This is a genomic window from Streptantibioticus parmotrematis (genome assembly GCF_019890615.1).
In the GTDB taxonomy this organism is placed as follows: domain Bacteria; phylum Actinomycetota; class Actinomycetes; order Streptomycetales; family Streptomycetaceae; genus Streptantibioticus_D; species Streptantibioticus_D parmotrematis.
This window is the reverse complement of the sequence record NZ_JAINVZ010000003.1, coordinates 285,543-299,555: the sequence shown is the minus strand read 5'-3', so window position 1 is coordinate 299,555 and position 14,013 is coordinate 285,543. Positions and strand designations below refer to the sequence as shown.

Here is a 14,013-nt window from a genome sequence, read left to right as displayed (position 1 = left end):
CGATACGTCACAGTCCGGAGTCGACCAGCACCTTGGTGAAGTCCCAGTCCCGCTGAGCGACGCCGGAGCAGGTGTCGTCCGTCCGGTAGGCGCCGTGGCACGGGCGGTCGCGGTTGACCGACCAGAACGTCAGCCGGGCGATGCGGTGGCGTGCCGCGTACGCTGCGACCGTGCGGAAGTCGACTTGCGTGATCGCCTCGCCGTCGCCGGTGACACCGTTCTCCGAGGAGATGCCCATGTGGTGGTACGCGTCGTCCGCGTCGTAGCCGTACGCGGAACGCAGGACGCGGGCCAGGCCTTCGGCCGCCCGGATCGTCGCGGCACCCATGTCGTGCTCCGTGCCGCCGAAGTCGAACGGCATGATCGACCAGCCGTCCGGCCGCAGCCCCGCGGCCGCGGCCTGCTCGACCAGGGGCGCGTCGGGGCCGTCGCCGCCGCTGGGGAAGGTCACGTACTCCACGATCCCCGGGTCGTCCGCCTTGACCGTCTTGAGGGCGTCCACCACCTTGCGCCGCACCCCGGCGTCCGCGTAGGGGGCGCCCTCGATGTCCACGTCGATCGCGCGCAGTCCGTAGGCGTCGATGACCCGGAGGTACGCGGCGGCCAGCGCCGCGGCGTCCGGACATCCGGTCTCCAGGTACGGCCCGCGCCCGCCGCCGAACGACGGGATGACGTCACCGCCCGCCGCCCGTACCGCGTCCACCGTGGCCTGGTCGACGCCGCCGGTCAGCGGACGCGTGCCGTCCCACTGGGGATCGCACCCGCCGCCGTCCAGCACGAACGCCATGCTGAACCACCGCACCCCGGTCGCCCGCATCACGGCGACGGGGTCGGGCGGATCGCCCCAGCCGTTGTAGAAGTACGGGGCGACCGCCATCCCGGGTGAGCCGAGCGCCCCTGCCGCCGCCCCCGGCACCGCCCCCGCGCCGGGTGCGGTCGCCGACGCGGGCGGCACAGCCGTGGCGACGAGCGCGGCGCAGACGAGTGCGGAGCACAGGGCGAGCGCGGCGGCGCGGGGGCGGAAGGGGCTTCCGCTGTGGTGGTGCAGGGGGCGGGGGTGGCCGACCGGTCGGTCCTGACGGGGCATCACGTACTCCTCGGCGAGGCGGAGATGACGTGATCAGAATGCGGTCGATCGGCGGCTCTTTAACGCATATGCCGGAGATGTCGTCCGTGTGTCGTCCTGTCCGGCGGCCGGGGGATGTCAGCCGCTGGTGGACGGCAGGGTCCACCGCTGGTTGGCGGCGCCGGTGCAGTCCCAGATCTGCAGACGGGTGCCGTCCGCCGAACTCGGCCCCGTGGCGTCCAGACAACGGCCCGACGCCGGGTTGACCAGCGACCCGTTCGCGCCCGGATCCCACTGCTGCGCGCCCGTGCCGTTGCAGTCGTACAGCTGCGTCTGCGTCCCGTTGGCCGTGCCGGCCGAGGTCACGTCCAGGCACTTGCCCAGCGCGCGCACTGTGCGATCGGGCAGGACCGCCCACTCCTGCGCGTCGGTGCCGTTGCAGTCGTAGAGCTGGACCGCCGTGCCGTCGGCCGGGCTCGCACCCGCCACGTCCACGCACGTGCCGCCGTATCCGGTGATCCGCCCGGTCGCGGCACCGCCCGCGGTCTGCGCGCCGCTCCAGGTGAAGGTGGCCGCGGTCCGCGCGGGCACCGGGTAAGTGAACGTCTGCCCGCCCCAGTCGACGGTCAGCGGCTGCGCGGAACCGCTCGCGTTGTAGGTGATCAGCGCCTTCGACCCGTCCGGGTTGAGCCACGCCACGTTGGGCAGCGTGCTGTTCGCCGTCGAATCGATGCGGTGGGCACCGGGTGTGACGAACTTCGTGAGCTGGCCCATGTCGTAGTACTCGACGGTGTAGTCCACCTGCCCGCTGCGGCTGTCACCGTTGTGCACGGTGATCAGGCCGGTGCAGGTGCCGCAACCACCGTTGTGCGGGCCCATGTTCTGGTCCACCGCCAGCGACCACTTGACCACCGACGTACCCCAGTTGCGGGTGTAGTCGATGATGTTGCCCATGTCCTCGCTCTGCTGGTCGGAGATCCAGGTGCCGCCGGAGTGCTCGGTGTCGAAGGCGGGCACGTCCGGGTACTGGTCGTGCACCGTGGTCTGCTCCGACGCGCTGCCCTCGTCGTAGCCGTGCCACGCGACGCCGCCGAACAGCGGGTCGTCGCGGATCGCCGTGTCGTCGACCACCGGCGCCCCGTACGACGCGTAGTCGCTCCAGTTCCAGTCGAGCGCCAGCACCTTCGTGGGCAGGCCGGCGGCGTGCAGCGCGGGCAGCAGGTCCTTGCCGATGAAGTAGTCGAGACCCGAACCGTTCCACTGCGTGGAGGGGTAACCGGAGCAGCACGTCGGTTCGTTCTGCGCCGACACGTAGTCCACGTGCACGCCCTGCGCCTGGTAGGCCTGGAGGTACTTCACGAAGTACTGCGCGTACGCCGCGTAGTACTGGGACTGGAGCCAGCCCTGGTCGTCGGAGTCGTTGTCCTTCATCCACGCGGGCGCGGTCCACGGCGTCGCCATCACCTTCAGGCCGGGATTGAGCTGCTCGGCCTCCTTGGTGAGCGGCAGCACGTCGGCGAGGTCGTGCGCGATGGAGAAGTGCGCGAGCGACGGGTCCGTCTGGCCCGACGGCATGTCGTCGAAGGTGTAGTCGGCGCGGGCGAGGTCGGAGGCGCCCATGGGATTGCGCAGGAAGTCCAGCCCGATGCCGGTCGTGGGGTCGAAGAGCTTGTGCATGACGTCGTCCCGCGTGGAACTGCTCAGCGCGCCACTGGAGTTCATCAGCCACGCGGCGGTGTCGGTGAACGAGGCGCCGCCGCCGGTGAACTGCTGGTACGTGGTGTTCTGGTTGACGGTGACGACGTTGCCGCTCGTGCCGGTGCCGGGGGTGAAGGCGATGGGGGTCTGCGCCTGGAGGCCCCGGGTGACGTGGCGGCCGGCCGAGTCGTCGGTGCTGGTGAGGTAGATGTCGACCGGGCCGGTGGCGGACGCGGCGGCCGGGGTCACGTCGGCGAGCGACTCGGTCGGTGTGGTGGGCGCCTGGGGTCCGGCGATCAGGAGGCAGGCGGCGGCGAGCACGGCGGCCACCAGCGCGGCGAGCAGGCGGCGGGGGGAAGTGTCGTGGGGAAGAAGGGGAGTTGAGGACATGGGGGTCCTTCGGGGCGGGGGAGGGGCGCCGTTTCGCAAGGTGCCGTGCGTCCGCCGTCCCTGGGCGGGCCCGTCCCCGGGCCGTACTGCGGGGCTGCGCGGGTGGAGGGCGGGGGTGCGAGGGCGGCTGCCCGGGAAGGTCCGGACTTATTTCGCGGCGTGATTTAACTCGTGAATTCAGGGGCCGTCAAGAGGTGCGGCCCGTGTTCACCCGTTGACCGGCCGCGGGACGTCGGCCGCGACATCCCGCGACATCCCGCGACGGGGAATCGTGAGGGCCGGGGCCGCCGTCAGTGAAGGGGGCAGTCTGCTCTACGCCGGTGGCTCGGCCCCGGTCGACGGCGTACGGGACCCGCCCGTGGCGTCGAGTGCCAGCGCCAACGCCCCGCGCAGCGCCGAGTCCTGGACGTAGCGGGCGGGGACCAGATCCGGCGGGAAGGGAACGAACTCCTTCAGGCGGCGCTCCAGCGCGGGCAGCACGCGTTCCGCGGATGCCATCATGCCGCCGCCCACCGCGATCCGGGCGGGATCGACGGTGATCGCCAAGTTGGCCACGTGGACGGCGAGTTGGTCGAGGGCGTCGGCCACGAGGGCTCGCGCCCGTGCGTCGGCCGACGCGAACAGGCCTGCGGCCGTGGCCGGTTCGCCCAGCGTCGACGATCCCCTGCGGGCCAGGCCGATGCCGGAGGCGTACTCCTCCAGCGGCGCGCGCCCGGACGCCACGCCGGCCGTGTCGGAGGCGTCGCGCAGCAGGTAGCCGATCTCGCCGGCCGCGCCGTGCGCCCCGCCCAGCACGCGCCCGCCCACCACGACGGCCGCGCCGATACCGGTGCCCAGGCTGAGGAAGATCCCGGGATCGGCGTCCCGCAACGCACCCCACCGTGCCTCCGCGAGGCCGCCCGCCTTCACGTCGTTGGCGCAGGCGACCACCTCCAACTCCAGTGCCTCGGACGTGAGGTGACGTAGCCTCAGGTCTTCCCAGCCCGGGACGTTGGGGGCGAACGGGATGCGGTCCTCGTGCACCACCCCCGGACTCACCGCGCCCGCCGCCACGCACCGGCCGCCCTCCGTCTCCAGCGCCTCGCGCATCTCGCGGGCGGCGCGCAGGGCGCGTTCCACGGCCTGGGCGGCGCCGTCGGCGGCGCGGGTGTCGAGCCGCAGCGACCGCAGCACCCGGCCCGTGCGATCCGCCGCCGCGACCGCGACCTTCGTGCCGCCGAAATCGATCCCCAGGACGAAATCGCGCTCCCCGTCCTGCCGCGTTCCGTCGCTCATGCCGCGGACTCGCCGTCGCCTGTGGGATCACCGTCACCCGTGGGATCTCCGTCGCCCGTGGGATCGCCGTCGCGACCCTCGGCCACCGTCAGGAAGTCCTCACGGATGTCCTTCGGGCCGAACGGCCACGTGTGTTCCCGCCGTGCCCACACCAGGAAGGCGATCACACCGAGCGCCACCCACCCCAGCGACCACTCGATGGGATGCAGACCGGGGTTGTTCTTGTCGGCGAAGACATAGACCGTCAGCCACCCCACCAGCGCGACGACGCTGGGCAGCGGATACAGCCACATCTTGTACGGCCGCGCCAGGCCGGGCTGCCTGCGCCGCAGCACCGTCACGGCCGCGATCTGCGCGAAGGCCTGCACGATCACCATCACCGTCGTCAGCAGGGTGATCAGCACGGTCAGCGGCGGGGTCTTCGCCGACGTGCCCACGTGGCGGCTGAACCAGAACGCCCCGGCCGTGATCGCCCCCATCGCCAGCAGGCTCAGCGTGGGGAAGCGGTGCTTGGGGTGCAGCCTGCCGAACTGCCGGAAGAAGACCTTGTCGCGCGCCGCGTCGTACGGCACCCGCGAGCCGCCGAGCAGTCCGGCGAACACCGAGGTGAAGGCGGTGACGAGGATGAGCACGGTGATGACGTCGGCGGTGCCCTTGCCCCACGCCCTCTGCAGGACGACCGCCGCCACCGACTGCGAGGCCGGGTTGTTCGGGTCGATCATGTCCTTCCAGTTGACGACGCCCAGCACGCCGATCTGCATCAGCAGGTAGATCCCCATCACACCGAAGATCGCGTAGATGATGGAACGCGGCAGCACCCGGCCGGGGTTCTTGATCTCGGCGCCCATGTACGCGGTGGTGTTGTACCCGAGGTAGTCGTAGATGCCGATGGTCAGCCCGCTGGCGAAGCCCAGCCAGAACTTGGTGGTGCCCAGCGCGAAGGCGTGCGGCGGGTAGCTGAACGCGTCGCTCGCGTGGAAGTGGGTGAACGCCGCGACGATCACCGACGCCACGCTCACGATCATCACGACCCACAGCACCGACGCGAGCTTCCCGATCGACTCGATGCGCCGCCACAGCAGCAGCACCACCGCGACACACATCACGAGTCCCACCAGGTCGCCCTGGCCCTTGGTCATCGACGGCCACAGATACGTCAGGTACTGCACGAATCCGGCCACGCCGGTCGACATGATCAACGGGATGAAGAGCATCGCGGTCCAGGTGAACAGGAACGGCATCAGCCGCCCGGTCCGGTACTGGAACGCCTCGCGCAGATAGATGTACGAGCCTCCGGCACCCGGCAGCGAGGCGCCGAGCTCCGCCCAGATCAGGCCGTCCGCCAGGGCGAGCACGGCCCCCGCGACCCAGCCGATGACGGCCTGCGGACCGCCGAAGGCCAGCACCATCGCGGGGATGGTGATGAACGGCCCGATGCCGACCATCTGGCTCATGTTGATCGCACTCGCCTGGAACTGGCCGATCCGCCGGACGAAGCCGCCGTCCGTCGTCGCGGGTGCGTGGTGATCGGTGGCCGCCATCGAGCCCACCTCCTCCGACTGAAAGTAGCCCGTCAAGGAATCGTCAAGTTAGTCTCCTTTACAAATACAGGTCAAGGGGTGGTGGGAAACCACCCGCGGTGGCCGGGACCGCACCGGCCGGACCGCGTCCCGCGCCACCCGTCTCGTAGGCTGACCACCGACAACGGTGAGCCAGCCGTGACCGGCCTCCGGCAGGCCTGAGCAGGGGGAACGATCCTGAACGCGGACACCACCGGCGCGGGCGCGCCGGATCGCGACCCGGAGGAGCGGGTCGAGTCGCCAGGGACGAGGGCGGAGCCGGGTGCGCGGGCCGGGCAGGGCGCACGGCCCTGGAACCGTGGCGTCCTGCGCAGCTTCAACGAACGCGTCCTGCTGGACGCGCTGCGCGCGGCGGGCACCACCTCCCGCGCCGAGCTGGCGCGCACCACCGGCCTGTCGAAGCCCACCGTCTCCGCGGCGCTGGCCAACCTGGAGCGCGCGGGCCTGGTCAGGCAGACCGGCGAGATGTCCAGGGGCCTCGGGCGCGGCCGGGCCGCCGTCCTGTACGAGGCCGATCCCACCGCGGGCCACGTCATCGGGATCGACGTCGGCCGCGGCTGGCTGCGGGCCGCCGCCGCCGACCTCGACGGCCGCGTCGTCGGCCGCCGCGACGCGGCGAACACCGCCCGCACCGCGGGCGCCATGGTCCACGCCGCCGCGGAACTCGCCCGCGCCGTCGCCGCCGAGGCGGGGCTCGACTGGTCCCGGGTCGTGCACACCGTCGTCGGCAGCCCCGGTGTCACCGACCCCGGCACCCACCGGGTCCGGTACGCGGTCAACCTGCCCGGGTGGGGCCGCAGCGACCTGTTCGACCGGCTGCGCGCCGAACTCGGCACCGGCCTGGACGTCGTCAACGACGCCAACCTCGCGGCGCTCGGCGAGTACGCGGTCGGCGCGGGGCAGGGCTCGCGGCTCTTCGCGTACCTGTGGATCGGCACCGGCCTCGGCGCCGGACTCGTCGCGGACGGCAAGGTCTTCCGGGGCGGGCACGGCGCGGCCGGCGAGATCGGCTACCTGCCGATGTTCCCGCTGCCGGTCGACGGGGAGCCGCCCGCGCCGGGGTCCGCGCGGGGCGGACCGCTGGAGGGGGCGGTGTCGGCCGACGCGGTCGTGCGGCTGGCCCATGCGATGGGCATGCGCGCGGATCTGGTGGCGACGGCGAAGGACGTCTTCGCGGCGGCCCGCGCGGGGGACGCCGTCGCGGTGCGGGTCGTCGACCACGAGGCGGCCCGGCTGGCGCACGCGGTCGCCGCCCTCGCCGCGGTGATCGACCCCGAACTCGTGGTCATCGGCGGCGCGGTGGGGCGCAACGGGGACCTGTTGCTGGCGCCGATCCGGACCCACCTGCGCGACCTGACGCCCTTGCGGCCCCGGGTCGTGGCGTCCGCGCTGGGGGACGACGCGGTCCTGCTCGGCGCGATCGCCACGGCGGCGGAGACGGCCCGCGACCACGTCTTCGACACACGGCAGGGGTGACGGGGCTCCGCCCCGCCCCTGACCCACGGAAGGGCCGCCGCGCCCGGCGGGCTCACCCCGCAGGGGCCGCAGGCCTCCCGCTGTCGAGATAGCCCCGCGCCTGGAGGGTGAACAGCTGGCTGTACGGTCCGCCCGCGGTCATCAGTTCCTCGTGCCCGCCGACCTCCGTCACGCGTCCCCCCTCCAGCACCACGATCACGTCAGCCGTGCGCACCGTGGAGAACCGGTGCGAGACCAGCACGGTCACCGCCCCCCGCCCCGCCCCCTCGCGCGCCGCCTGCGCCCAACGGGCGTACAGCGCGCTCTCGGTGGCCGCGTCCAGAGCCGCCGTCGGCTCGTCCAGCACCGTCAGCAACGGCTCCTCGCGCATCAACGCCCGCGCCAGTGCCAGCCGTTGCCACTGCCCACCGGACAGCTCCGTGCCGTCGGAGAAGTACCGGCCCAGCTGGGTGTCGAGCCCGTTCGGCAGCCGCTCCACCGTCGCGTCCGCGTCCGCCCGCCGCACGGCGGACCGCACCGCCGCGTCGTCGTCCGCGCGCGGCAGATCGCCGACGCCCACCGCCTGACGTGCCGTCAACTGGTAACGGGAGAAGTCCTGGAACGCGGCCGTGGTGCGCTCGCGCCAGCGGGCAGGTTCGATGTCGGCGAGGTCGGTGCCGTCCACCGTGATCCGCCCCGCCGTCGGCCGGTACATCCCGGTGAGCAGCTTGACCAGAGTCGTCTTGCCCGCGCCGTTCTCGCCGACCACCGCGACCGTGGCACCGGCGGGCAGCGTCAGGTCGACGCCGCGCAACACCGGTTCGCGCGAGCCGTGGTAGCCGAACGTCACGTCCTGCAGACGGATGCCGTCCACCAGCCGCGCCGGCACCGGGGCGGTCCGCGGCGTGGCGATGTGCTCGGCGGCCACCTCGTCCTCCAGCGTCAGCAGCCGCCCGGCCGTGCGGAACGCGCTGCCCATCGCCCCGGCGGTGTCGGTCGCCCCGGACACCTGCCCCTGCGCCCGCCGCAGCAGGCTCACCGCCATCACGACCTGGCCGGGACTGGTGTGGCCGTGCGCCGCGCGCAGCACCAGCAGCACGATCGCGCCGCAGAACCCGGCCGCGTACACCAGCCAGCCGCCCGCCTCCCACGCGGCGCTGCGCCGGGCCGCGCTCACCGACCGGGAGCGCACCCGCTCGCCGAGCGCCATGTGCCGCGCCGCCAGGTCACGGGTCACGCCGGAGATGCGCAGTTCCTTGGCGGTCTCCGCGGTGGTGGTGATCCGGAACAGGTCGGCCAGCAGTCGCCGGTCCTGCGCCAGGTCGTCGTCGGCCTGCTTCAGCAGCCGGGACGCGCGCCGGTCGGCCAGCGCGGGCACCGCGCCCAGCAGCGGCACGATGACGATCGGCGGGTAGACGGTGATGAGCAGCACCAGGATGCCGCCGCCGCGCACCAGCGTCTGGAGGCCCTTGAGGAACTGCCGGGGCGCGCCCGCGACGCTGCGCCGGTTGTCGCGGACCTGGTCGAGGTCGGCGAGCCGGTCCGGGCGCTCCAGCAGTTCGAGCCCGGCGACGGTGGCGGTCAGGCGGCTGAGCCGGGTGTTGATCAGCAGCGCGACCTTGTCGGTGAGCACGGAGTTCTGCATCGCGCCGACGATCCCGCACACCCACGAGACGGTGAACAGTGCGGCCACCAGCGCCGCGCCGACCGCCGCGTGGTGCGCGTCGTGCCGGGCGGCGGCGTCGATGACGACGCGGTAGCCGAGGGTGCCGGTGACGGAGGCGACCGAGCCGACGACGTACAGCAGCGCGGAGGCCGTCATCAGCAGGGGCGCGGCACGGAAGCCGGACGTGCCCAGCAGGGCGAGCACCCGCAGGTCCGGCAACAGGCCACGCAGGCGAGACAAGTGACGTCGCATCAGTTCGTCCTCCCGCCGGTCCTGGCCGTGGCGCCGGTGAAGCGGGCGGCCTGGGCGTGGAACAACTCCGCGTACTGGCCGTCCGCCGCGAGCAGTTCGTCGTGGCCGCCGGTCTCGGTGATCCGGCCGCCGTCCAGGACCGCGATGCGGTCGGCGCGGCGGACGGTGGAGAAGCGGTGCGAGATGATCACGCTGGTGGTGCCCTCGGTGATGGCGAGGAAGCGGTCGTAGAACGCGGCCTCCGCGCGCACGTCCAGTTGCGCGGTCGGCTCGTCGAGGATCAGCACCCGGGCGCCGCGTTCCACGGCGTACAACGCCCGGGTGAGCGCGAGGCGTTGCCACTGGCCGCCGGACAGGTCGGTGCCGCCGGTGTAGTGCGGGGACAGCACGGTGTCCCAGCCGTGCGGGAGTCCGGCGATCAGCTCGGCGGCCCCGGCCCGGTCGGCGGCGCGGGCCAGTGCCGCGGGGTCGGGTGGATCACCGCGCAGCGACAGGGAGACGTTCTCCGCGACGGTGAGCGGGTAGCGGGTGAAGTCCTGGAAGACGACGGCCAGTTGGCGTTGCCAGGATCTCGCGTCGAGGGCGGCCAGGTCGGTGCCGTCGACGGTGATCCGGCCGCCGGTCGGCTCGCGCAGCCGGGCCAGCAGGGTGACCAGGGTGGTCTTGCCCGCGCCGTTCACGCCGACCAGGGCGAGGGAGCGCCCGGCGGGCAGTTCCAGATCGAGGTCGTGCAGGACGTCGTGCTCGGCACCGGGGTACCGGAACGCCAGCCCCTCCAGGCGGATCGCCTCCCGGGGCAGCCCCGCGGCGTCACCCGTGACCTGATCCACCGTCAAGTCACCTTCTACAGAACCCAGATCGGCCTCCAGCCGGTCCAGGTCGGGCAGCGCCGACAGCATCCCCTCCAGGCTGAAGTCGGTCGCCGTCACACTGCCGACCGGCATGGTGGCCAGCAGCATCGGCAGCATCGTCGCCAGCGTGCGCAACGGGACGTCGTGGTGGGACGCGTCCCAGGCGAGGGTGCCCGCGCCCAGCCCGTAGGCGGCCAGCACCAGCAGCGCGCACAGCGCCACCCGCAGGTTGAGCCGGGCCACCGAACGCCACGAGGGCCGCATCGCCTCGGTGTACAGCCGGGACGCCTCGGACACCACCCACTCGCCGAGCCCGAAGACCCGCACCTCCTTGGCCCACTGCGGCCGCCAGGCCAGGCCCAGGAAGTACCAGCAGCGGCGCAGCGGCCGGCTCGCCCGCCGGTAGGTGCCGACCCGTGAACGCACCAGGGCGCGCAACGGCTGCCGCACGACGAGCCACGCGGTCAGCAGCGCCAGGCCCAGCCACCAGCGGTACGTGCTCAGCACCCCGCAGGCGACCAGCCCGCCCAGCCTGCTGCCCATTTGCTGGAGCAGCGTGATCGGCGCGTCCGCGGGCTGCTGGCCCACCACCTCGCCCTGCGCCGACGCGAGCCGGTCCAGCACCTCGGGGTCCTCCAGGTGCGCGATCCCGGCCGGGGCGGAGACCGCCCGCACCAGGCGTTCCTGCAACGTGGCGGTGAGCCGGGCCCGGGCGGCGGCGCTCACCACGTCCTGCGCCGGGCCGCGCAGCATGGACAGCGCGAAGCAGCAGGCCGCCAGCGTCAGCGACCACAGCAGCGCGTGCCCGGCGGGGGAGTCCACGCCGTGTGTCACTGCGGCCGGGATGCGGCCGGTCGCCCAGCCCATCGCCACCAGCGTGAGGCTGGGCAGCACCGCGTCGGCGGCCAGCAGCGCGAGGGCGGTCAGTGACAGCGTGCGGGAGGCCGACCACAGCATCCGCCAGGCCGCCCATCGGGTGCGGTACGCGGCCTGATCGGGCATGGCTCTCCCCCGGGAAGGTGCGATCGGTGCCCGCCGAGTGTGCGCCGCGCCGACGGGTCGGCGCAAACCTCTTTCCCCGCGGCGGGGGCTACCTGGGTGCCTTGCGGGCCGCGCGCAGGAACTCGCGGTTCATCGCGGCGATCGACGGCAACGGGATCCCCTTCGGGCAGGCCACCGCGCACTCACCGGTGTTGGTGCAGCCGCCGAAGCCCTCCGCGTCCATCTGCCCGACCATGTCCAGCACCCGGCTCTCCCGCTCGGGTGCGCCCTGCGGCAGCACGTTCAGATGGACGACCTTCGCCGAGGTGAACAGCATCGCCGACCCGTTCGGGCAGGCCGCCACGCACGCCCCGCAGCCGATGCACTCGGCGTGCTCGAACGCGGTGTCGGCGGCGGGCTTGGGCACCGGGGTGGCGTGCGCCTCCGGGGCGCTCCCGGTGGGCACGGTGACGTAGCCGCCGGCGCCGATGATCCGGTCGAACGCCGAGCGGTCGACGACCAGGTCCCGTACGACCGGGAAGGCCGCCGCGCGCCACGGCTCGACGTCGACGGTGTCGCCGTCCGCGAAGTGCCGCATGTGCAACTGGCAGGTGGTGGTCCGCTCCGGCCCGTGCGCCCGCCCGTTGATCACCATGCCGCACGCGCCGCAGATGCCCTCCCGGCAGTCGTGGTCGAAGGCGACCGGGTCCTCGCCTTCCGTGATCAGCCTCTCGTTGAGGGTGTCGAGCATCTCCAGGAACGACATCTCGGGTGCGATGCCGTCGACCTCGTACGTGGTCATGGCGCCGTCGGCGTCGGGGCCGGGCTGGCGCCAGATGCGCAGGGTGAGCCTCATGCGTAACTCCGCTGGGTGGGGTGGACGTACTCGAAGACCAGGTCCTCCTTGTGCAGGACGGGCGCGGCGCCGTCGCCGGTGAACTCCCACGCGGCGACGTAGCCGAACTCCTCGTCCTTGCGGGCGGCTTCGCCCTCGGGCGTGCGGCTCTCCTCGCGGAAGTGGCCGCCGCACGACTCGGTGCGGTGCAGCGCGTCGAGGCACATCAGCTCGGCCAGCTCCAGGTGGTCGACGATCCGGTTGGCCTTCTCCAGCTGCTGGTTGAGCCGCTCGCCGGTGCCGGGGACCTTGACCCGCTGCCAGAACTCCTCGCGCAGCGCCGGGATCCGCTCCAGCGCCTTGCGCAGTCCGGCGTCGTCACGCGCCATCCCGCAGTGTTCCCACAGCAGTTGGCCCAGCTCCCGGTGGAACGACTCGGGGGTGCGGTCGCCGTCGACCGCGAGCAGCCGGTCCAGCCGGCCGGTCGTCCGGGTGACCGCCTCGGTGACCGCCGGGTGCGCCGGGTCCACCTCGTCGCGCGGCTGCCGGGCCAGGTAGTCGTTGATGGTGCACGGCAGCACGAAGTAGCCGTCGGCCAGACCCTGCATGAGGGCGGAGGCGCCCAGCCGGTTGGCGCCGTGGTCGGAGAAGTTGGCCTCCCCGATGGCGAACAGCCCCGGGATCGTGGTGCGCAGGTCGTAGTCCACCCACAGCCCGCCCATCGTGTAGTGGATCGCCGGATAGATGCGCATCGGCACCCGGTACGGGTCCTCGGCCGTGATCCGCTCGTACATCTCGAAGAGGTTGCCGTACTTCTCCGCCACCTTCTCCCGGCCCATGCGCGCGATGGCGTCGGCGAAGTCCAGGTAGACGCCCTGCCCGCCGGGGCCCACGCCGCGTCCCTCGTCGCAGACGTTCTTCGCCGCGCGCGACGCGATGTCGCGCGGCACGAGGTTGCCGAACGCCGGGTAGATCCGCTCCAGGTAGTAATCGCGTTCGGCCTGCGGGATCTCGCCGGGCGGACGCCGGTCGCCCTTGGCCTTCGGCACCCAGATGCGGCCGTCGTTGCGCAGCGACTCGCTCATCAGCGTCAGCTTCGACTGGTGGTCGCCGGAGCGCGGGATGCACGTGGGATGGATCTGGGTGAAGCAGGGGTTGGCGAAGTACGCGCCGCGCCGGTGCGCCCGCCAGATCGCGGTGGCGTTGGAGTTCTTGGCGTTGGTCGACAGGTGGAAGACGTTGCCGTAGCCGCCGGTCGCCAGCACCACCGCGTCGGCGAAGTGGGTGCTGATCCGGCCGGTGACCAGGTCGCGGGCGACGATGCCACGGGCCCGCCCGTCGATCACGATCAGGTCGAGCATCTCGGTGCGCGGGTGCATCTCGACCGCGCCTGCCGCGATCTGCCGGGACAGCGCCTGGTAGGCGCCGAGCAGCAGTTGCTGCCCGGTCTGGCCGCGCGCGTAGAACGTGCGCGACACCTGCACCCCGCCGAACGAACGGGTGTCCAGCAGTCCGCCGTACTCGCGGGCGAACGGCACGCCCTGCGCGACGCACTGGTCGATGATCTGCACCGAGACCTCGGCCAGCCGGTGCACGTTGGACTCGCGGGCCCTGAAGTCGCCGCCCTTGACGGTGTCGTAGAACAGGCGGTGCACCGAGTCGCCGTCGTTGCGGTAGTTCTTCGCCGCGTTGATGCCGCCCTGCGCGGCGATCGAGTGCGCCCGGCGCGGGGAGTCCTGGTAGCAGAACTGCGTGACGCGGTAGCCCTGTTCGGCCAACGTGGCGCCCGCTGCGCCGCCCGCGAGGCCCGTGCCGACGACGATGACCGTGTGGGCGCGGCGGTTGGCCGGGTTGACCAGCTTCGCGGTGAAGCGGCGGCGGTCCCAGCGGTCCCCGACCGGGCCCTCGGGCGCGCGGGTGTCGGCGATGGGCTCGCCGACCGAGTAGTCCAGATATGACGTCAT

The 14,013-nt window shown here is 72.7% G+C and carries 9 protein-coding genes; 1 reads left to right on the top strand and 8 read right to left on the bottom strand.

The features are described from left to right. Positions 1 to 7: 7 nt before the first annotated feature. The 4 genes from K7472_RS06485 to K7472_RS06470 all read right to left on the bottom strand — a co-directional run bounded on the left by K7472_RS06485 (position 8) and on the right by K7472_RS06470 (position 5,970). Positions 8 to 1,087 (bottom strand): chitinase, encoded by a 1,080-nt coding sequence (locus tag K7472_RS06485; RefSeq protein ID WP_252395156.1) that lies wholly within the window; start codon positions 1,085 to 1,087, stop codon positions 8 to 10. Between the two features lie 117 nt (positions 1,088 to 1,204). Continuing rightward, on the bottom strand, positions 1,205 to 3,154 hold the full coding sequence (locus K7472_RS06480; protein WP_222974927.1) for a ricin-type beta-trefoil lectin domain protein: 1,950 nt from the start codon (positions 3,152 to 3,154) through the stop codon (positions 1,205 to 1,207). A gap of 312 nt (positions 3,155 to 3,466) precedes the next feature. Then, positions 3,467 to 4,429 (bottom strand): ROK family protein, encoded by a 963-nt coding sequence (locus tag K7472_RS06475; RefSeq protein ID WP_222974925.1) that lies wholly within the window; start codon positions 4,427 to 4,429, stop codon positions 3,467 to 3,469. Further along, positions 4,426 to 5,970, bottom strand: a complete 1,545-nt coding sequence (locus K7472_RS06470) for an APC family permease (protein WP_222974923.1) — start codon at positions 5,968 to 5,970, stop codon at positions 4,426 to 4,428. The genes K7472_RS06475 and K7472_RS06470 overlap by 4 nt, the downstream gene beginning before the upstream one ends. A gap of 345 nt (positions 5,971 to 6,315) precedes the next feature. Between K7472_RS06470 and K7472_RS06465 the strand changes: the two genes are divergently transcribed. Next, positions 6,316 to 7,485: an ROK family transcriptional regulator gene (locus tag K7472_RS06465; protein ID WP_252395228.1), complete on the top strand. Its 1,170-nt coding sequence runs from the start codon at positions 6,316 to 6,318 to the stop codon at positions 7,483 to 7,485. A 52-nt stretch (positions 7,486 to 7,537) separates the two neighbouring features. On the opposite strand, the gene K7472_RS06460 is transcribed toward K7472_RS06465, so the two are convergent. The 4 genes from K7472_RS06460 to K7472_RS06445 all read right to left on the bottom strand — a co-directional run bounded on the left by K7472_RS06460 (position 7,538) and on the right by K7472_RS06445 (position 14,013). Next, complete coding sequence (locus K7472_RS06460; protein WP_222974921.1) at positions 7,538 to 9,382, bottom strand: ABC transporter ATP-binding protein; 1,845 nt, start codon at positions 9,380 to 9,382, stop codon at positions 7,538 to 7,540. After that, on the bottom strand, positions 9,382 to 11,235 hold the full coding sequence (locus K7472_RS06455) for an ATP-binding cassette domain-containing protein (protein WP_222974919.1): 1,854 nt from the start codon (positions 11,233 to 11,235) through the stop codon (positions 9,382 to 9,384). The genes K7472_RS06460 and K7472_RS06455 overlap by 1 nt, the downstream gene beginning before the upstream one ends. A gap of 88 nt (positions 11,236 to 11,323) precedes the next feature. Further along, positions 11,324 to 12,070 carry a succinate dehydrogenase/fumarate reductase iron-sulfur subunit gene (locus K7472_RS06450; protein ID WP_222974917.1) on the bottom strand — a complete coding sequence of 249 codons (747 nt, stop codon included), beginning with the start codon at positions 12,068 to 12,070 and terminating at the stop codon, positions 11,324 to 11,326. After that, positions 12,067 to 14,013: a fumarate reductase/succinate dehydrogenase flavoprotein subunit gene (locus K7472_RS06445; protein WP_222974915.1), complete on the bottom strand. Its 1,947-nt coding sequence runs from the start codon at positions 14,011 to 14,013 to the stop codon at positions 12,067 to 12,069. Before K7472_RS06445 ends, K7472_RS06450 begins: the two co-directional genes overlap by 4 nt.